The sequence below is a fragment of the Flavobacterium sp. LHD-85 genome (assembly GCF_030929595.1).
GTDB lineage: Bacteria > Bacteroidota > Bacteroidia > Flavobacteriales > Flavobacteriaceae > Flavobacterium.
On record NZ_JAVFVR010000005.1, the window covers coordinates 37113 to 55335 of the forward strand.

The window sequence follows — 18223 nt, forward strand, 5'->3', positions numbered from 1 at the left end:
AATTTCTGATTCAATTTGCAACTAAATTTTAGTTGCAAATTGAAGATTTAATGATAAATTTGTATGAGTAAGATTGATAAACTTATTGAAAGATTAAAATCAAAACCAAAAGATTTTTCTTGGGATGAAATGTTGAAAGTTTTAAAGCATTTTGGTTACGAACAAATTTCACAGGGAAAGACTGGTGGTTCAAGAAGGAAATTTGTAAATGAGAACAAACAGATTATAAGTCTTCATGAACCGCATCCACAGAAAGTTTTGAAGGGATATCAGCTTGATATTATTATTGAACATTTGGAAATGTAAGATGAAAAACTATTTAGAATATAACGGATACATTGGTACATTAGAATTTTCTGCAGATGATAAAATATTCTTTGGAAAAATTCATGGTATAAACGATTTAATAACTTTTGAAGGTTCTTCGGTTACAGAATTGGAAGAATCTTTTAAAGAAGCTGTTGATGATTATTTAGAAACATGTAAATTATTGAATAAGACTCCAGATAAAACTTATAAAGGATCTTTTAATGTGAGAGTTTCCCAAGAATTGCATCAGAAAATAGCTCTTTTAGCTTCTAGAAAAGGAATAAACTTAAATGAAATTGTAAAAGAAGCTTTATCTTATGTTGTTAAACATGAAGAAATTTTAAATTAAAAAACCGAAACAGAAAGTGTTTCGGTTTTTTCTTTATCGTTTATCGTCTTTAGAATAATTAGATTCTCCATTAATATTAATTTCTCCACCTAAAAAACGAGGTTCGCGATTTCTTAAAACATCAAAAAAAGATTTAAAAACTGAACCATATTCTCTAAAACGAACATAATTGTAACCCAAATATTCTCCTTTATTGGCAGAATATCCAGAAGATTTAATACCGAGTTTTTGTCCAATATAAATTGCTCGATTCAAATGATATTCCTGCGAAATTAAAGTTGCTTTTTTAATCTTAAAAATATGTTTTGCACGGTACATGGTCGAATACGTATCAAAGCCAGCATAATCAATGAAAATCTTTGTTGTATCAACACCGTGATTGTAACAGTAGTTTTTCATAACCGTTAATTCATCATATTCATCGCGACCATTATCACCCGAAAGTAAAATTTTATTGATTCGTTTTGCTTTCCAAAGCATAATTCCCGCATCAAGACGATCTTTTAAATACTTGCTTGGCTGATTTCCATTAATTCCCGCACCAAAAATAATTCCGACATCATTCTTTGGGAACTTTTTTATTGAATAATAAATGTTCTTTTTGGTTGAAGATTTGACGTAGTAATTTACCGAAACAATGGCAATCAATCCGATAATGGCAAGATAAAGTGCTATTTTAAAATATTTTTTCACGGCTTGTATTTGTAAGATTAAGATTTAATATCGCTAAGATAGCTAAAGTAAAATCAAATAAAAAACCGAAGCATTTCTACTTCGGTTTCAAAATTCGGTTCTCTAAGAGGCTTAGCAACTTAGAACCTTAGTATCTTAGAATCTTTACAACAATCCTGCTCTTTTCAATAAAGCTTCAGGTTTTGGTTCTTGACCTCTAAAACGTTTGTACAAAGTCATCGGATGTTCTGTTCCTCCTTTTGAAAGTACATTGTCTTTGAATTTCTTCGCAATTTCGTCATTAAAGATTCCGTTTTCATGGAAATATTCAAAAGCATCAGCATCTAGAACTTCTGCCCATTTGTAGCTGTAATATCCAGAAGAATATCCACCTTGGAAAATATGAGAAAAAGCAGTACTCATAGCATTTTCTTTTACATCAGGATACAATTGCGTGTTCGCAAATTGTTCGGTTTCGAAAGCTTTTAAATCTGTAATCGAAGTTGGATCTTGTCCATGCCAAGCCATATCTAATAATCCAAAACTTAGTTGGCGCAATGTTGCCAATCCTTCCTGGAAACTTGCACTTTCTTTAATTTTCTGCACATATTCAATCGGAATAATTTCTCCCGTTTCATAGTGATTTGCAAACAGGGCCAAGGCTTCCGGCTCGTAACACCAGTTTTCCATAATCTGACTTGGTAATTCTACGAAATCCCAATAAACAGAAGTTCCAGATAAACTCGGATAAACTGTATCGGCTAACATTCCGTGTAAACCGTGTCCGAATTCGTGGAATAAAGTTGTTACTTCATTAAAAGTCAATAACGAAGGTTTTGTTTCAGTCGGTTTTGTGAAATTACAAACGTTAGAAATATGTGGTCTTTCGTTTACGCCTTCTTTTACATATTGCGATTTGAATGAAGTCATCCACGCACCGTTTCTTTTTCCTTTTCTTGGGAAGAAATCAGCGTAGAAAATCGATACTAAATTTCCATCATTATCTTTTACTTCATAAGTCGTAACTTCTTCATGGTATTTATCGATATCAAAAACTTCCGTAAAAGTTAAACCGTATAATTTTTTGGCAACGGTAAACGCTCCGTCCAAAACTTTTTCTAACTGAAAATAAGGTTTCAGTTTTTCATCGTCTAAATTAAAAAGCTGCTGCTTTAATTTTTCAGAATAATAAGCGCCGTCCCATTTTTCCAATTGTTCGATTCCGTCTAGTTTTTTCGCGAAAGCAGTTAATTCTGTAAATTCTTTTTGAGCTGCAGGTTTTGCTTTTGCTAATAAATCATTAAGGAAAGAAAAAACTTTTGCTGGACTTTCGGCCATTCTTTCCTCCAAAACAAAATGAGCATGCGTTTTATAACCTAATAAATTGGCTCTTTCGTGACGAAGTTTTGCAATTTTCAGAACGTTTTCTTCATTGTTGAATTCGTTTTTTTGGAAACCTTTTGCACCAAAAGCTATTGCCATTTTTTTACGCAGTTCACGATTATCAGCATAAGTCAAAAACGGAACATAACTTGGATGATCTAAGGTAAAAATCCATCCTTCTTTTTCCTGATTTTTGGCTAATAATCTCGCTGCTTCGATTGTTCCTTCTGGAAGGCCAGACAAATCTTTCTCATCAGTTAAATGCAATTCGAAGTTGTTGGTTTCGGCCAAAACATTTTCGCCAAATTGTAAACTCAATTTCGATAATTCTTTGTCGATTTCTCTTAATTGATTTTTCTTGTCTTCTGGCAAATTAGCTCCGTTTCTCGAAAAACTTTTGTATTTTTTGTCTAATAAAGTCGTTTGTTCTGGATTCAGATTTAAACTTTCTTTTTGATCATAAACAGCTTTTACTTTCGCAAACAATTCCGCATTTAAGCGAATGTCATTTCCAAGTTCTGAAAGCCAAGGCGAAACTTCCTGTGCAATTTTCTGCATTTCGTCATTCGTTTCAGCCGAATTTAAATTGAAGAAAATGCTAGAAAGACGATCTAAAATATCACCCGAATAATCCATTGCCACAATTGTGTTTTCAAAAGTTGGCGCTTCCGGATTATTTACAATAGCATCAATTTCGGCTTTAGCCAAAGCAATTCCTTCTGTAAAAGCAGGAACATAATCTTCGATTTTAATTTGCGAAAAAGGTGCAGTGTTATGTTTGGTATTGAAATATTGTGTTAAGACACTCATATTGCAGTTTTTTATCCTGCAAGGTTTTCAAAACCTTGTAGGTATTTTTGAAGTATTTTAATTTTGATTGCGATAATCAGACCTACAAGGTTTTGAAAACCTTGCAGGAATTTATGGAAGAATTATTTCTTCAAACCTTCAGCCGCTTTATTAACTGCCGCTTTCAGTTCTTCTTTATAAGAAATAATAGTATCTAAAACTTTTTTATCGTGGCTTCCGATGATTTGAGCCGCTAAAATTCCAGCATTTTTTGCTCCGTTTAAGGCAACAGTTGCAACAGGAACGCCACCTGGCATTTGCAGAATCGATAATACAGAATCCCAACCATCAATAGAATTGCTAGATTTTACAGGAACTCCAATTACAGGAAGCGGAGACATTGAAGCTACCATTCCTGGTAAATGCGCCGCACCGCCCGCTCCAGCAATAATTACCGAAATACCGCGGTTGTGTGCATTTTTACTGAAATCGAATAATTTCTCCGGCGTTCTGTGTGCCGAAACGATATCTACTTCAACTTCTACATTAAATTGTTTTAATATGTCGATTGCATCCTGCATAACTGGCATGTCTGAGATGCTTCCCATTATAATAGCTACTTTGCTCATTTGTTTTTTGTTTGTTTTGTTTCAGGTTTAAAGTTTTAAGTTGTTGGAAACTGAAAACACTCTTTGTTTAGTTTTAACTGAATACTATGACTGCGACTGAAAACTGATTACTGAGAAATCACTTTAATAGTTTCCTTAACTTCCTGCGCAATTCTTCTTGCTTCAGCCATATTTTCATTTACGATGGTTACGTGGCCCATTTTCCTGAAAGGGCGAGTTTGTTTTTTGCCGTAGATATGTGGTGTAACGCCATCCCATCCTAAAATGGTTTCGATGTTTTCATACACAACATTTCCAGAATAGCCTTCGGCACCCACTAAATTTACCATAATACCAGCAACTTTACTGTCTGTGTTTCCCAACGGAAGATCTAAAATAGCGCGTAAATGATTTTCGAATTGTGATGTATAACTGGCTTCAATAGAATAATGTCCAGAATTGTGTGGGCGAGGAGCAACTTCGTTTACCAAAATTTCATCGTCCTGAGTCTGGAACATTTCAACTGCTAAAAGACCAACATGATTAAAATTCTCTGAAACTTTTAAGGCAACTGCTCTCGCTTTTTCTGCTACTTTATCATCAATTCTTGCTGGGCAGATTACGTATTCAACTTGGTTGGCTTCTGGATGAAATTCCATTTCGACAACTGGATACGTTTTCATTTCTCCCGACGGATTTCTAACCACAATTACCGCCAATTCATTTTTGAACGGAACCATAGTTTCTGCAATACATTCGACATTTGGAAGCGTATCTAAATCTGAAGCTTGGCGAACTATTTTTACACCATTTCCATCATAACCAAATTCGGTGCATTTCCAAACAAATGGCATCTCGACTCCGCTCGATGTGACAGAAGATTTCAATTTTTCTAAATTTTCGAATCTTTTATATGGTGCGGTTGGGATATTATTTTTAGCGTAAAAATCTTTTTGAACACCTTTATTCTGAATTCCTTTTAAGGTTTTTGGAGATGGATATACTTTTAAGCCTTCATTTTCCAATTGCGTTAAAGCTTCAAGATTTACCAATTCGATTTCGAAAGTCAAAACATCGACTTGTTTTCCGAAATTGTAAACCGTTTCATAATCCATTAAATCACCTTGAAAAAACTTGTTGCAGGCAATTTTACTTGGCGCTTCGTCGCTTGGATCCAGAACGTAAGTTTGTATATCAAATTTTCGGGTGTCGAACAAAAGCATTTTACCTAATTGTCCGCCGCCTAATATTCCTAATTTAAAATCAGAAGAAAAATAATTCATTTTGTGTTGTGTTTTTGCAAAGATACTTTTTAATCTTTTTTTAGCCAAAATTTAGTTTTTTCTGCCACAGATTAAAAGAACTAAAAAGGATTTTTTTGTTTGTCACGAATTACACCAATTTGCACGAATTTTTCTTTAACTCAATTTTAAAATTAATTAGTGAAAATTGGTGTAATTCGTGGCAACTAAAAACTATTTTATTTTCTTCAAAACTTCTTTGGCGACGGCTTTGTACGCGGCGGAATGGTCTCCGAAATCTTTATCGATTATCACTTTGAGTTCGGGATGAATCCAGTCGTAATAATTTCCTAGAATATATAAAGTGCGAATAGAGTAGGCTTTTGTAGCTACTTTGGTATCATTGATCAGCCAATCAAATGAAGCTTCAATGCAGTCTTGCAGATTTTCTTCCGAGAATTTTATGCCATTTTCATTTTTCTTGTAATGGGATTTTACCAAAAGCTGTGTCACTTTTGCAATAGGACGCATGGCACTTTCGTCTTTTAAAACTTTTAAATTTGAACAGAAAAAATCTAGATGAGGTTGGAGCCAATTTAATTCTTCGTAAGAAACAAATTCTAGAATCCAGCAGGCTTTATGATTGTTTTTGTCTTCGGGCGAAAAGCAAATTGAAATCAATTCATTAAAAAGTGAAGGATTTTCTAAAACATCTTGTGCTGCTTTGAGACGGTTTTCTCTGTAAGCATTAACATAATCCAGTTTTTTCTGAAGTTCGGAAAGCATTGTTTTGAGATTTAATACGTTGCTAAAATAGATAATTTAATGAGATAATTCCGTAATAGTTTATAGGTAATCCGGGATAGTAAAATCGTGGTTGCGCATTTCCAACTCCGGTTGCATTGGTCAGAATCATCGAAGCATATTTTTCATTCCAGACATTATTTATGCCTGCGTCTAAATGTGCCTTTAATCCATATAAAATCTCAAATTGATAGCCTGTTTTTAAATTTAATAAAGAATAAGCATCTGAAAAATTGGCATTGGAATCGTTCATTGGAATTTTATCTGTGAACTGAAAATCGGCTGAAAAGTAAAATCCTGAATTTGTATTTAAAATAAAACCTGCGTTTGCTGTATTAGCCGGAACTCCAGTTAATTTATTTCCAGAATAATCATTTCCGTTATCGACAAATTCTTTGAATTCATAATTTCCGATTGAAGCGCCGACATAAGAATTAAAATTGAACGTTCGATTTATTGGCCAATTGTGATTTAGTGAAATTTCAATTCCTTCATGGAAAGTTTTTCCAGCATTTACGCCTTCGTATTGATCGTCTCCGATTCTTTTTGCAACCAATAAATCTTTAATTTCCATTCGATAAATGGCAATTTGTGTGTAAAGTTTTTTATTGAAGAAATGCAATTTTCCGCCCAACTCAAAATTATAACCTGTTTCTGGTTTAATATTTTGATTGATGTTTCCCGTTGAGGTTAAAGTTTCTTCGGTTGCGGGAAGAGAGAATCCTCTGCTTGCGGAAAAGTAGAAAGTCTGAATTTCATTTGGCTTGAATAAAAAAGAAAGTTGTGGCGAAAATATTCCATTAAAACTATATTTCTCCATCGGATTATTCGCGGAAGCGGGAAAATCATTCTGCAATTCAAATTTGGTTTTGTTGTAATTTAAACCTGCCTGAATCTCAAAATACTCAGAGAGCAAAGTTCTGATTTGAGAGAAAACATTATAAAAAAGCCTTTTTTGATTGCTTGCCGAAAGCTGGTCACCTTGCAAACTTCCATTTCCGTTATTTTGCAGATATAGGTTTTCGAAAGTATTGCCACTGTAATTATCTCTGAAATATTCTAAACCAGCAATAAACTGATTTTTGATTTTTCCGATATTGAAATCTCCTGAAAATTGTGTTCTCGCACCTGAAGCAAAAGTATATTGACGCAAAATATCAAAAGGACGCGGTTCGTTGCTGTCTTTATAATTAATAAAAACTGAAGTCGAATTATTCAAATGATCATTAATTTTAAAATCATAAGCTAATCCGCCCAAAGTCGATTTATATTCTTTAAATCCTTTTGAAGCAACCCAAGTTGGCGCTCCAGCCTGCGGATTATTTTCGAACGTTGTTTTGTTAATTGAACTAGGAATAAAAGCCTTCAAATATGTATAGTTAGAAAAGTAAGTCAGTTTGCTGTTTTTCTTTCTAAATAATTCTCCGCCGAGCGTAATTCCTTCTCGATTGTAAGCACTGTTTTCGCGCCAACCGTCTGTTTTTAAATTGTGATAACTCAGATTTATAGATGCACTTTTTTCATTCAAATTAAAACCTATTCTATTTTTCAATAATCCAAAAGAACCAAAAACAGAACTTATTTCCATTTGATAGTTGGATTTATTGAATGTTTCTGGCGAAATCAAAATCGCACCGCCCAATCCCGAGCCATAAATGCTCGAAAGAGGACCTTTTATAACTTCAACCTGATTGATATTTTGAAGATCAATATCATCAATAACTGTTTCGCTGTTTCCGGAAGTCAGCGGAATACTTCCGTAAAAAGCCCTTATTTTATTGGTTCCGTATGGAGTTCTCGCGCCAATTCCGCGAATCGAAATTCGGGTTGTCGTGATATTTGAAGATTGCATAAAAACACCCGGAATCGTATTGATTACATTACTGATGTCTGCAGTATTATTTCGAAGCAATTCTTTTTCGGATAAAATGCCAATTGAAGCTGGGCTATTTTGCAAATCCCGATTAATATGTAACGGACTTATTAAAACTTCATTCAGTTTTTGAGTTTTAACAGAATCAATATTTTGGACTTCTTTTTCTTGTGCGGTTAGATTTTGGATGATAGTAAATGCAAAAAGAAGAAGAAAATATTTTTTGAGGATCATGTATAGAATAAGATTAAGGGCGTATTAATTTAACACATAGAAACATAGTATTGATTGAGGCAAAAAAGGCGTTTCAAATTGTATAGTAACTTCTTTTTAAGCAAAAATCCATGTTTCTATGTGTTTAAAATTATCTTTTTTACAAGTTATCCCACAAAGTATTCGGATTGGGATTTGATATTAAAAAAATGAAATTTACTTTTTAACGGTAACTTTCCAAATCGTATTACTGCTGTCATCATTTACTAGAAGCGATCCGTCATTCATAACGGTTACTGCAACTGGGCGTCCATAAACTTCGGCCTTTTCATCATTCGAAATAAAACCAGTTAAAAAATCTTCTGGTTTTCCTGAAGGTTTTCCGTCTTTAAAAGGAACAAAAAGCACTTTATACCCAGAAATTTTAGAACGGTTCCAAGAACCATGCTGTCCTATAAATGCTCCGTTTTTATATTTTGCTGGGAATTTATCTTTAGTGTAAAAAGCCAATCCTAACGATGCAGTATGCGCACCAACAGGAACATCTGGCACAATTGTTTTTTCTACTAAATCTTTTCTTTCGCCTTTCATTCTCGGATCAGGAATGCTTCCAAAATAAGAATAGGGCCATCCGTAAAAACCATCTCTTTTTACACTTGTAATATAATCTGGAACCAAATCATCACCTAATTCATCACGTTCATTTACAGCAGTCCACAATTCTTTATTGATAGGATTCCAATCCATTCCAACAGGATTTCTTAATCCCGAAGCATAGATTTTCTCACCAGTTCCATCAGGATTAATTTCTAGAATTGCTGCACGACGAATTTCTTTGTCCATTCCATTTTCTCCATTATTACTTCCAGAACCTACAGAAACGTAAATTTTGCTTCCGTCAGAGCTTGCCAATAAATTTCTAGTCCAGTGATTATTGTAACCACCGGCAGGAAGTTCGAGGATTTTTTCGCCTTTTGTTTCCAATTTTAACGGATTGTTTTTATAAGGATAACGATATAATCCATCCGTATTAGCAATGTAGAAAAAGTCTTTAAGAACTAGCATTCCAAAAGGTTTATTCAAACCAGAAATAAAAACTTCTCGAGTTTCAAATTTTCCATCTTTCTCTTTATCTCGTAAAACAGTAATTTGGTTTTTACTGGTGCGCGTTCCGCTTTCTACTACAAAAATATCTTGGTTGGGAGCAATGTAAGTCCAACGAGGATTCTCAAATCCGTCAGCAAATTTAGTTACAGTAAAACCTTCGGGCGCTTTTGGAGTTTTGCCAGCTGGCCAGCCAATTACTTTACTGTTTTTGGTTTTAGATTCGGTTGCATAAGGTGCAGGAAGCGTAATGTCTCCAATGGCAGTTTTTACAATATTTCCAGGCTGTTTCGCCAAAGCTATTTTTTCTTCTTTTTTTACTTGCCCATTACAGGCAGTCATTAAGGCTAATACGAGTATATAAATTAAGGTTAAGGATTTTTTCATTGGTTTTTTGGAGTTAAATAATTACAGCACAACAATTTACGGAAATTTCAGACGCCTTCAAAAAATAATTTGTAAACATTAACTGATATTTAACATTCTTAAAAAATATCTCGATACAGTTTGTTTTGATAGAAGCTGTTAATTTCTAATTCTTTATCTTTGTCCATTATTTTAAAAAGAAAAATAATGATACAACTTCACGATAAACAATTTGTTCCGTTTATTTCGGCAAAAGAAATTGATTTTGCTTTGACTAAAATGGTTGCTCAGGTAGAAGACGATTTTGGAGATGACACGCCAATTTTTATTGGAGTATTAAATGGTGCTTTTATGGTCGTATCAGATTTTCTAAAAAAATATAAAAGACCATGCGAAATTTCGTTTATCAAAATGGCTTCGTATGAAGGGACAGAAAGCACAGATTCGGTTAAGGAATTAATTGGAATCAATCAGGATCTTTCAGGAAGAACGGTAATTATTATCGAAGATATTATTGATACCGGAAACACAATCGAAGAATTAAAGCACTTGTTTAAAGCGCAAAATGTAAAGCATTTTAAAATAGCAACATTATTCTTTAAGCCAGAAGCATATAAAAAAGATATTAAAATAGATTATATAGGAATTAGAATTCCGAACAAATTTATTGTGGGTTACGGGCTAGACTATGATGGTTTAGGAAGAAACTTAACTGAAGTTTACAAATTAGCAGAATAACAAAACACAACTAAATATTCATTTAAAAACTTCTGAAAGACAGAAGTAACAACACTCATTTCAATTATGATTAACATCGTTTTATTTGGAAAGCCTGGTGCAGGAAAAGGAACTCAGGCAGAATTTTTAAAAGAAAAATACAATTTAACACACCTTTCTACAGGAGATATTTTTCGTTTCAATTTAAAAAATGATACTGAACTAGGAAAAAAAGCAAGAGTTTTTATGGACAATGGTGAATTAGTTCCTTGCGAAGTAACAACTGCAATGTTAATTGATGAGGTAAAAAAACACCCAGATACAGCAGGATTCTTATTCGACGGTTACCCAAGAACAATTAATCAAGCTGAGGCTTTAGATAAATTTTTACCAACAATAGGATCTAGTGTAACAGCTACAATTGCTTTAGAAGCTGATGACGAAATTTTGGTGAAACGTTTATTAGAAAGAGGAAAAACAAGCGGGAGAGCTGATGATCAAGACGAGGAAAAAATTCGTGTTAGATATCAGGAATACAATGAGAAAACAGCTCCGCTTATTGGATATTACAAAGAACAAGGTAAGTTTCATGCTGTAGACGGTATTGGAACTATCGAACAAATTACAGAGCGATTAACGTCAGTTATAGATAATTTGTAGAAACTTATTCCAGCTGTACGTGAATCCTGATAGCTATCGGGACGCAAAAAAAACTATTTTTCTAACTCTAAAACGGGCTTTTCAAATGTTTTTGATGATCAATGTTTTTGAGTTAGAAAAATTAGTTTTTTAGTTCACAGCCATTTTTTAAGATTACAAATTATATTTAACTAGACCATTTTATAACGAATCCCCTATCAATTGGAAATACTAATTATATTTTTTCTAATTCTATTAAACGGAGTTTTCTCCATGTCTGAAATCGCTTTGATTTCGGCCCGTAAAAACAGGTTGGAAACAGCAGCGAAAAAAGGCAACAAAAGTGCTAAAACAGCACTCGATTTAGCCAATTCCCCAAATAAGTTTTTATCTACAGTACAAATCGGAATTACCTTAATCGGAATTTTGACAGGTATTTATTCTGGTGACAAAATCACCGCAGACGTTGAACTTTTTGTAGCTGGTTTTGCAGTTCTAAAACCTTACGCTCATTCAATTGCTGTTGGAATTGTAGTTGTAGTTTTAACTTTTTTCTCATTGGTTTTAGGAGAATTACTTCCAAAACGAATCGGATTAAATTATCCAGAAGCAATTGCAAAAATGGTTGCAATGCCAATGAAAGTAATTTCGATTATTACGGCACCGTTTATTTGGCTGTTGACTTCATCAACAGATTTTTTACTGAATGTTCTTCAGATAAAACCAACTGCTGACGGAAAAGTGACCGAGGAAGAAATTAAAGCCATTATTAAAGAAGGAACAGAAGTAGGAGAAGTTCAAGAAATTGAACAAGATATTGTGGAGCGTGTTTTTCATATTGGAGATCGAAAAGTAAACTCCTTAATGACGCACCGCAAGTCAGTTGACATGCTGCCATTAAAAGCAGATAAAGAAAAAATCAAAGAATTAGTAGTTCAGGATCTCCATGCGGTTTATCCTGTTTACAATGATAATTACGACGATATTGTGGGAGTTGTAACATTGAAAAATATCTTCGCACATATTGAGAAAGATAATTTTGATTTGAACTCAATTTTGTCTGATGCACCTTATTTGATGGAACAAACTACGGCTTATAAAGCATTAGAAAATTTCAAAAAAACAGGTGTTCATTATGCTTTAGTTTCAGATGAATATGGTGTTTTTCAGGGTATGATTACATTGAATGACATTTTAGAGGCTTTAGTTGGTGATGCAGCTGAATTTTATAAAGATGAATTCCAGCTTATAGAAAGAGAAGATGGTTCGTGGCTGGTTGATGGACATTATTCGTTGCACGATTTCTTAACGTATTTCGAATTGGACGAATTAACGAACGATTATGAAGTAAATACCGTAAGCGGAATGATTATGACTGAGCTTTCTCATATTCCAAAGGAAGGAGAAAAACTAGTTTGGCAGAAATTCGTCCTAGAGGTAATCGATATGGACGGTGTTAAGATTGATAAAGTGCTTGTAAGAGCATTAAAAGAGTAGAGAGAAAATTTGTTTCAGGTTTCAGGTTTCAAGTTTTAGGTTATGTATTAAGCAACTTGAAACTTGAAATCTGAAACTTGAAACTTTACATAAACAAAGAAAATGACAGAAGGAAATTTTGTAGATTACGTTAAAATATTTGTTTCTTCCGGAAAAGGAGGCAAAGGATCTACGCATTTGCATAGAGAAAAATTTATTCAATATGGTGGCCCTGATGGAGGGGATGGAGGCCGTGGTGGGCATGTGTATTTAGTTGGAAACAAAGGACTCTGGACATTATTTCACTTAAAGTTTGCGCGTCACATTAAAGCGGGTCATGGTGGAGATGGTGGAGGTGATCGTAGTACTGGTGCAGATGGAGAAGATAAGTTTATTGAAGTTCCGTTAGGAACCGTCGTAAAAGACAAAGAAACAGGCGAAACACTTTTCGAAATAACAGAAGATGGCGAAAAACAAATTCTGGCAAGAGGAGGAAAAGGAGGTTTAGGAAACTGGCATTTTAGAAGTTCAACCAATCAAACACCTCGTTATGCACAGCCAGGTTTGGCTGGTGTAGAAATGGATATTATTCTGGAACTTAAAGTTTTGGCAGATGTTGGCTTAGTTGGTTTCCCAAATGCAGGAAAGTCTACTTTGTTGTCTGTTTTAACTTCAGCAAAACCAAAAATTGCCGATTATCCGTTTACGACTTTAAAACCAAATTTAGGAATCGTAGCTTACAGAGATTTTCAATCTTTTGTAATTGCTGATATTCCTGGAATTATTGAAGGTGCAGCTGAAGGAAAAGGTTTAGGACATTATTTCTTGCGTCATATTGAGCGTAACTCAACGTTATTGTTTTTGATTCCGGTTGACACGGCAGATATTAAGGGAGAATATGATATTTTGGTTAACGAATTAACGAAGTACAATCCTGAAATGTTAGATAAAGAACGCCTTGTGGTAATTTCAAAATGCGATATGTTAGACGATGAACTAAAAGCTGAATTGAAAGCAGAATTAGATGTTTCTTTCAAAGGTGTTCCTTATATGTTTATTTCGTCTGTTGCACAACAAGGTTTGACAGATTTGAAGGACAGACTTTGGAAAATGCTTAACGAATAAAAAGATATTTTTTTAAATATAAAAAACCACTAACAATTCATCGTTAGTGGTTTTTGTTTTTAAATTGGAATGTTTTTGTATTCAAAAGCATACTAATTTTTGTAATATTCTATTTTCCTTTCTGCTACAGCATCTGGAATCGCATTTTTTTGATTGACATACATTTTACAAAGCGTCCAGTTATTTTTACTGTCAAAAGTGTAATCAAAAAGTATTGAAATAAGGATTTCTTCTCCCACCTCATTGTCATAAGACGTCATGGAACTTACATTACCAAAGTCATCGTATTTATAAACGACCTTATCACTATCAAATTCGTTGTGGGTATTTTCACTGTCGATGTGTTTTTCCATTTCGATTACTTTATTGTTCTCGATTTTGTAAATTTCTTCATATAAGAATTCTTTTCTTTTATAAATCGTCATTTTTGTGATTTGGCCTTGATCATTATAAGTGTAATTGACATTTAATGTATTGTCGTTAAAAATCTCTCGATCGTAGAATGTTTCTGTGCTGTGACTACTATATTGGTCAAGCGGAATAATAATCTGCTTTTTAACAACCTGTCCTTTCGGATTGTAGAAAAACAAAGTCCTACGGTCGAATTTTAAAGTATCCTCCTTTGGAAATTCATCGCTAGAATAATCATTAAAGTAGAGTTCTTCAGTGATCTTTTGATTTTCTGTTTTGTACTCATATTTGATCTCTTCTTTTGAATCGTCATATGTGTGTGTTCTGTTTGGATTCATTCCGAACAAAAAGTTGCATTGCGAAGCGATTTTTTGTTTGTTAAAAAAATCAACTGAATCAATTTGAAATTTAAAAACCTGACCTTTTTCAAATTCTTCATTTAAATTGGAAATTCTTTTATCAGAACGTTCAATAATCATTCCGTAGGTATTGAATTTTTTGTAATACAATTCACGATCATATTCGTCAGTAGCATAGTAATTATGCAGAACTGGATTGTATTTATAAAACAAATTCGAATTCCAGCGCTCGTCATTACTAACTTTTATAGCCGTTTTTACTGTTTTTACATTTCCTTTTAGACCAAATTTTTCCCAGTCATTCTTAAAAATATATTCAGAACCAACTTGTGAGAAACCGTAATTTATAAATAATAAAACTACGATTAGAGTTTTTATTTTATTCATAGTAAGTGATTTCTTTGGTTACTAAAGTCTCTTTTTTAATTGTTTTTTTTCCATTTTCAGAAATAGTTGTTGAAATGTTTAATTTGATCCAGTTTCCGGTTGCATCAAATTCGTATTTATAAACTCTGCTTTCTATATAATTATTTTTATTAGTAACGGTTCGCTGACTTATTAAGCCATTTTTAAGTAGAGCTGTATCCGTTTTGCCTTTTTCTGTATAAATTTGTTTTATTAAAATATTATTACTGTCGTAATTATACGTCGCTTTATATACTGGGTCTTTATAAAAGCAATTCTCTTCAATGAGATTGTCTTTTAGGTCGTATTTATAACTAAATGTAAGAGGTGTTTCTTTTGGTTCGATCAAAAAACTCAGCAACTCTCCGTATCTGCTTTCTTCTATAAGTCTGTTTTTAGCATCGTACTTGTAATAAGATCGCACCTTTGCTTTTTTCGGATCCTTTTTATTGTCATCTGATGAATATTCTATGGCCTCTATTTTATAGCCTGCTGTATTATATTTGTAAGAATAATAGTTGTTGGCCCCAAAATAAGTATCCTCATCTTTTTTGATTTCTTCCTGAGAGATTTTATCTTCCTTATCATTAAATTTTTTGATAAAATCCACTCCGATTGCACTTGTATAAAAAGATTTTTCAAGTTTTCCTTTGTTGTTATAAACCAGACTGTCTCCACCAATAGTGTCTATTGGGAAATAAACAGGAGGATGTAAGTTTATTTTTTTTGTCAATCTTCCCGATGCATTAAAAGTTTCGTACAAACCATAAATATTTGGATTAAGTAGTTTTTTAATGTTTTGCTGTTTTGGGGTGTTTTCGATTGTAAAGAAACAGGTTTTAATTGTTCTTACTTTTCCGTTTAAATTTCTTTCTTTTAATTGAGTTTTGGATTCAGGCTTCTCGATCAAAAATTCCTGAATTACTTGAGCATTCATATGAGCGCTTACAAGAAAAATGACAAATAAAATCAGTTTTTGAAAAGAACTGTGCTGTGGTTTTTTTATCATAGAATAAATATGATTTTTGGGTTGCGAGACTTTTTTGTTTTTTGGAAAGATAGAAAATTTCTTTTTTGTAATACAGATTTGAAACTCAATATTATTTTTTGATTATAGAATATTAAATTCGTAATAAACAGTTAAAAATCTATTCTCATATTTAATTTTAGAATCGTTTAAGATGGAATAATTGTCAAAATGGCTTATATTCGCATCACTTAAACAAAATAACATGAAAAAAGTAATTTTATTCTTGACCATGTGCCTTATGGCTTTCCCGATGAGAGCCGATGAAGGAATGTGGTTTTTGATGTTTATCGAAAGATTGAACCATAGAGATATGGAAAAAATGGGCTTGCAATTGACAGCCGAAGAAATTTACAGTATCAACAATCATAGTTTGAAAGATGCTATTGTGCAGTTCAATGGAGGATGTACAGCTGAAATTGTTTCAAATAGCGGATTGGTATTGACTAATCACCACTGTGGATACAGTGCGATTGCAGAACTTTCGACTGCAGAGCAAAATCATTTGAAAAATGGTTTTTGGGCAAAAAATCGTTCTGAAGAATTAAAGCCTAAATCTTTGTTTGTTCGTTTCTTCGTTCGTATGGATGATGTTTCAAAAAGAATCTTGTCAAAAGTAAATGATACTATGACAGAAACGGAGAGAAATAAAGTTATTCAGCAAGAAATCGCTTTGATTGAAAAAGAAAACAGCGAAAACGGAAAATACACTGTTTCTGTTCGTCCTTTCTTTCAAGGAAATGAATATTACTATTTTGTTTACCAAGATTATACAGACGTTCGTTTAGTAGGAACTCCTCCTGAAAGCGTAGGTAAATTTGGTGGAGATACTGATAACTGGGAATGGCCTCGTCAAACTGGAGATTTCTCTATGTTTAGAGTTTATGCCGATAAAAATGGAAATCCAGCAGCTTATTCTAAAGACAATGTTCCATTGCAACCAAAACACCATTTACCAGTAAGTTTAAAAGGAGTAAAGGAAAATGATTTTGCAATGATCTTAGGCTATCCAGGTAGAACAAACCGTTGGATGCCAGCTGGAGGAATTGAGCAAAACATTAAATATGCTTATCCTGCATGGGTTGAAGGTGCAAAAACCGGAATGGATGTAATGAAAAAGTATATGGATAAAGATGCAACTGTTCGTTTACAGTATGCTTCTAAATATGCTTCGACTGCAAACTACTGGAAAAACCGTCAGGGTATGATCGATGCTTTAACAAAAGCAGGTACGGTTGATACTAAAACGGAACAAGAAGATAAATTCTATGAGTGGGCTACAAAACCTGCAAACAAAGAAAAGTACGAGAATGTAATTCCGACTATTAACGATTATTACAGAGAAACAAACTTAAAAGCGCGTCACGATAACTATTTGACACAGCTTTTACGTACTTCTGCTTATGCAACTGCACCAGCTAATTTAGGAAACGCTTTAATTGCTTATTACAAAGAAAATGATGCAAAGAAAGCAGAAATGCTTCCTAAAATCAATGCAATGGTAGAAAGCATTTATGGAGATTTTTATGCGCCATTGGAAAAAGATGTTTTAACAGCACAATTGAATTTATATGCTGCAAAAGCTGCAGAATACGGACTTGCTCCAGAAATTGCAAAAATGAAAACGGCTAACAGTGGTGATTTTACTGCTGATGTAGCAAAAGCAACTGAAGTTAGTTATTTTACGACTAAAGAAAAAGTATTAGCATTTTTGGCTGATCCGAAACCATTAGCAATTGTACACGACCCGTTGTATATTATTTCTAATGATTTATTGACAAAATACCGTTCTAAAACAGACGATCAAGCAAAAGCTGATGACGGTTTTGCAACTGCTTACCGTAAATTGGTTGAAGGTTTAAGAGAATCTAAATTGAACGCAATTAAATATCCAGATGCAAACTCTACGTTGAGGTTGACTTACGGAAAAGTTCGTGCTTTACCTGCAGATCCTCGCAACGATGCTAAAATCAATAACTATACTACAATGGAAAGTATGGTTAAAAAATACAAAGCAGGAGATCAGGAATTTGACTTGCCAGCTCGTTTATTAGAATTAAACAAGAAAAAAGATTTCGGACAATATGCTGATAAAGCGGGTTACATGCCAGTAAACTTCTTAACTGATAATGATATCACTGGAGGAAACTCTGGTTCGCCAGTTCTTAACGGAAAAGGAGAATTAATTGGTATTGCTTTTGACGGAAACATCGAAGCAATGGCTGGAGACGTTATTTTTGATTCTAAATTACAAAGAACTATCAACGTAGATATTCGTTATGTGCTTTGGATTATCGACAAATACGCTGGTGCTAAAAACATTATCGATGAATTGACTATTGCGAAATAATAT

Annotated in this window: 16 protein-coding genes; 7 read left to right on the forward strand and 9 right to left on the reverse strand. The window is 33.5% G+C overall.

Features of this window, described 5'->3' with window-relative positions; all coding sequences use genetic code 11:
- Window positions 1-63: 63 nt before the first annotated feature.
- Entirely contained in the window at window positions 64-306 is a 243-nt protein-coding gene (locus tag RB618_RS10005; protein WP_308068616.1) for a type II toxin-antitoxin system HicA family toxin, read from the forward strand.
- A gap of 1 nt (window position 307) precedes the next feature.
- Window positions 308-658 (forward strand): type II toxin-antitoxin system HicB family antitoxin, encoded by a 351-nt coding sequence (locus tag RB618_RS10010; RefSeq protein WP_308068617.1) that lies wholly within the window; start codon window positions 308-310, stop codon window positions 656-658.
- Window positions 659-691: 33 nt separating this feature from the next.
- Here the strand turns inward: RB618_RS10010 and RB618_RS10015 are convergent, their stop codons facing one another.
- The 7 genes from RB618_RS10015 to RB618_RS10045 form a co-directional block, all read right to left on the reverse strand.
- A complete protein-coding gene (locus RB618_RS10015) occupies window positions 692-1351 on the reverse strand; it encodes an ElyC/SanA/YdcF family protein (protein ID WP_308068618.1) in 660 nt (219 codons plus the stop codon).
- A 144-nt stretch (window positions 1352-1495) separates the two neighbouring features.
- The gene (locus RB618_RS10020; protein WP_308068619.1) at window positions 1496-3523 is read right to left on the reverse strand and encodes a M3 family metallopeptidase; all 2028 of its coding nucleotides are present in this window, start codon (window positions 3521-3523) and stop codon (window positions 1496-1498) included.
- Between the two features lie 122 nt (window positions 3524-3645).
- Entirely contained in the window at window positions 3646-4131 is a 486-nt protein-coding gene (gene purE / locus RB618_RS10025) for a 5-(carboxyamino)imidazole ribonucleotide mutase (protein ID WP_073418297.1), read from the reverse strand.
- A 107-nt stretch (window positions 4132-4238) separates the two neighbouring features.
- Window positions 4239-5393, reverse strand: coding sequence for a 5-(carboxyamino)imidazole ribonucleotide synthase (locus tag RB618_RS10030; protein WP_308068620.1), 1155 nt, complete (start codon window positions 5391-5393; stop codon window positions 4239-4241).
- A 192-nt stretch (window positions 5394-5585) separates the two neighbouring features.
- The gene (locus tag RB618_RS10035; protein WP_308068621.1) at window positions 5586-6137 is read right to left on the reverse strand and encodes a hypothetical protein; all 552 of its coding nucleotides are present in this window, start codon (window positions 6135-6137) and stop codon (window positions 5586-5588) included.
- 22 nt (window positions 6138-6159) lie between these two features.
- On the reverse strand, window positions 6160-8262 hold the full coding sequence (locus RB618_RS10040) for a TonB-dependent receptor domain-containing protein (protein ID WP_308068622.1): 2103 nt from the start codon (window positions 8260-8262) through the stop codon (window positions 6160-6162).
- A 195-nt stretch (window positions 8263-8457) separates the two neighbouring features.
- A complete protein-coding gene (locus tag RB618_RS10045) occupies window positions 8458-9732 on the reverse strand; it encodes a sorbosone dehydrogenase family protein (RefSeq protein ID WP_308068623.1) in 1275 nt (424 codons plus the stop codon).
- Between the two features lie 186 nt (window positions 9733-9918).
- Here RB618_RS10045 and hpt point away from each other — a divergent pair, with 186 nt between their 5' ends.
- From hpt to obgE, 4 genes are all read left to right on the forward strand, one after another.
- On the forward strand, window positions 9919-10449 hold the full coding sequence (gene hpt / locus RB618_RS10050) for a hypoxanthine phosphoribosyltransferase (RefSeq protein ID WP_308068624.1): 531 nt from the start codon (window positions 9919-9921) through the stop codon (window positions 10447-10449).
- Window positions 10450-10515: 66 nt separating this feature from the next.
- Window positions 10516-11088, forward strand: coding sequence for an adenylate kinase (locus RB618_RS10055; protein ID WP_144338078.1), 573 nt, complete (start codon window positions 10516-10518; stop codon window positions 11086-11088).
- Window positions 11089-11289: 201 nt separating this feature from the next.
- Entirely contained in the window at window positions 11290-12564 is a 1275-nt protein-coding gene (locus tag RB618_RS10060) for a hemolysin family protein (RefSeq protein WP_111364494.1), read from the forward strand.
- 102 nt (window positions 12565-12666) lie between these two features.
- The gene (gene obgE, locus RB618_RS10065; protein WP_308068625.1) at window positions 12667-13668 is read left to right on the forward strand and encodes a GTPase ObgE; all 1002 of its coding nucleotides are present in this window, start codon (window positions 12667-12669) and stop codon (window positions 13666-13668) included.
- Window positions 13669-13760: 92 nt separating this feature from the next.
- Here obgE and RB618_RS10070 read toward each other — a convergent pair whose 3' ends face one another.
- On the reverse strand, window positions 13761-14825 hold the full coding sequence (locus RB618_RS10070) for a hypothetical protein (RefSeq protein WP_308068626.1): 1065 nt from the start codon (window positions 14823-14825) through the stop codon (window positions 13761-13763).
- A complete protein-coding gene (locus tag RB618_RS10075; protein WP_308068627.1) occupies window positions 14818-15852 on the reverse strand; it encodes a hypothetical protein in 1035 nt (344 codons plus the stop codon). Before RB618_RS10075 ends, RB618_RS10070 begins: the two co-directional genes overlap by 8 nt.
- 223 nt (window positions 15853-16075) lie before the next feature.
- Here RB618_RS10075 and RB618_RS10080 point away from each other — a divergent pair, with 223 nt between their 5' ends.
- Window positions 16076-18220 carry a S46 family peptidase gene (locus RB618_RS10080; RefSeq protein WP_308068628.1) on the forward strand — a complete coding sequence of 715 codons (2145 nt, stop codon included), beginning with the start codon at window positions 16076-16078 and terminating at the stop codon, window positions 18218-18220.
- The last annotated feature ends 3 nt before the right edge of the window (window positions 18221-18223 follow it).

Coding starts and splice junctions, on each gene's coding strand:
- RB618_RS10005 (WP_308068616.1), top strand. CDS start 64: ATGAGTAAGATTGATAAACTTATTGAAAGATTAAAATCAAAACCAAAA.
- RB618_RS10010 (WP_308068617.1), top strand. CDS start 308: ATGAAAAACTATTTAGAATATAACGGATACATTGGTACATTAGAATTT.
- RB618_RS10020 (WP_308068619.1), bottom strand. CDS start 3,523: ATGAGTGTCTTAACACAATATTTCAATACCAAACATAACACTGCACCT.
- purE (WP_073418297.1), bottom strand. CDS start 4,131: ATGAGCAAAGTAGCTATTATAATGGGAAGCATCTCAGACATGCCAGTT.
- RB618_RS10030 (WP_308068620.1), bottom strand. CDS start 5,393: ATGAATTATTTTTCTTCTGATTTTAAATTAGGAATATTAGGCGGCGGA.
- RB618_RS10035 (WP_308068621.1), bottom strand. CDS start 6,137: ATGCTTTCCGAACTTCAGAAAAAACTGGATTATGTTAATGCTTACAGA.
- RB618_RS10040 (WP_308068622.1), bottom strand. CDS start 8,262: ATGATCCTCAAAAAATATTTTCTTCTTCTTTTTGCATTTACTATCATC.
- RB618_RS10045 (WP_308068623.1), bottom strand. CDS start 9,732: ATGAAAAAATCCTTAACCTTAATTTATATACTCGTATTAGCCTTAATG.
- hpt (WP_308068624.1), top strand. CDS start 9,919: ATGATACAACTTCACGATAAACAATTTGTTCCGTTTATTTCGGCAAAA.
- RB618_RS10055 (WP_144338078.1), top strand. CDS start 10,516: ATGATTAACATCGTTTTATTTGGAAAGCCTGGTGCAGGAAAAGGAACT.
- obgE (WP_308068625.1), top strand. CDS start 12,667: ATGACAGAAGGAAATTTTGTAGATTACGTTAAAATATTTGTTTCTTCC.
- RB618_RS10070 (WP_308068626.1), bottom strand. CDS start 14,825: ATGAATAAAATAAAAACTCTAATCGTAGTTTTATTATTTATAAATTAC.
- RB618_RS10075 (WP_308068627.1), bottom strand. CDS start 15,852: ATGATAAAAAAACCACAGCACAGTTCTTTTCAAAAACTGATTTTATTT.
- RB618_RS10080 (WP_308068628.1), top strand. CDS start 16,076: ATGAAAAAAGTAATTTTATTCTTGACCATGTGCCTTATGGCTTTCCCG.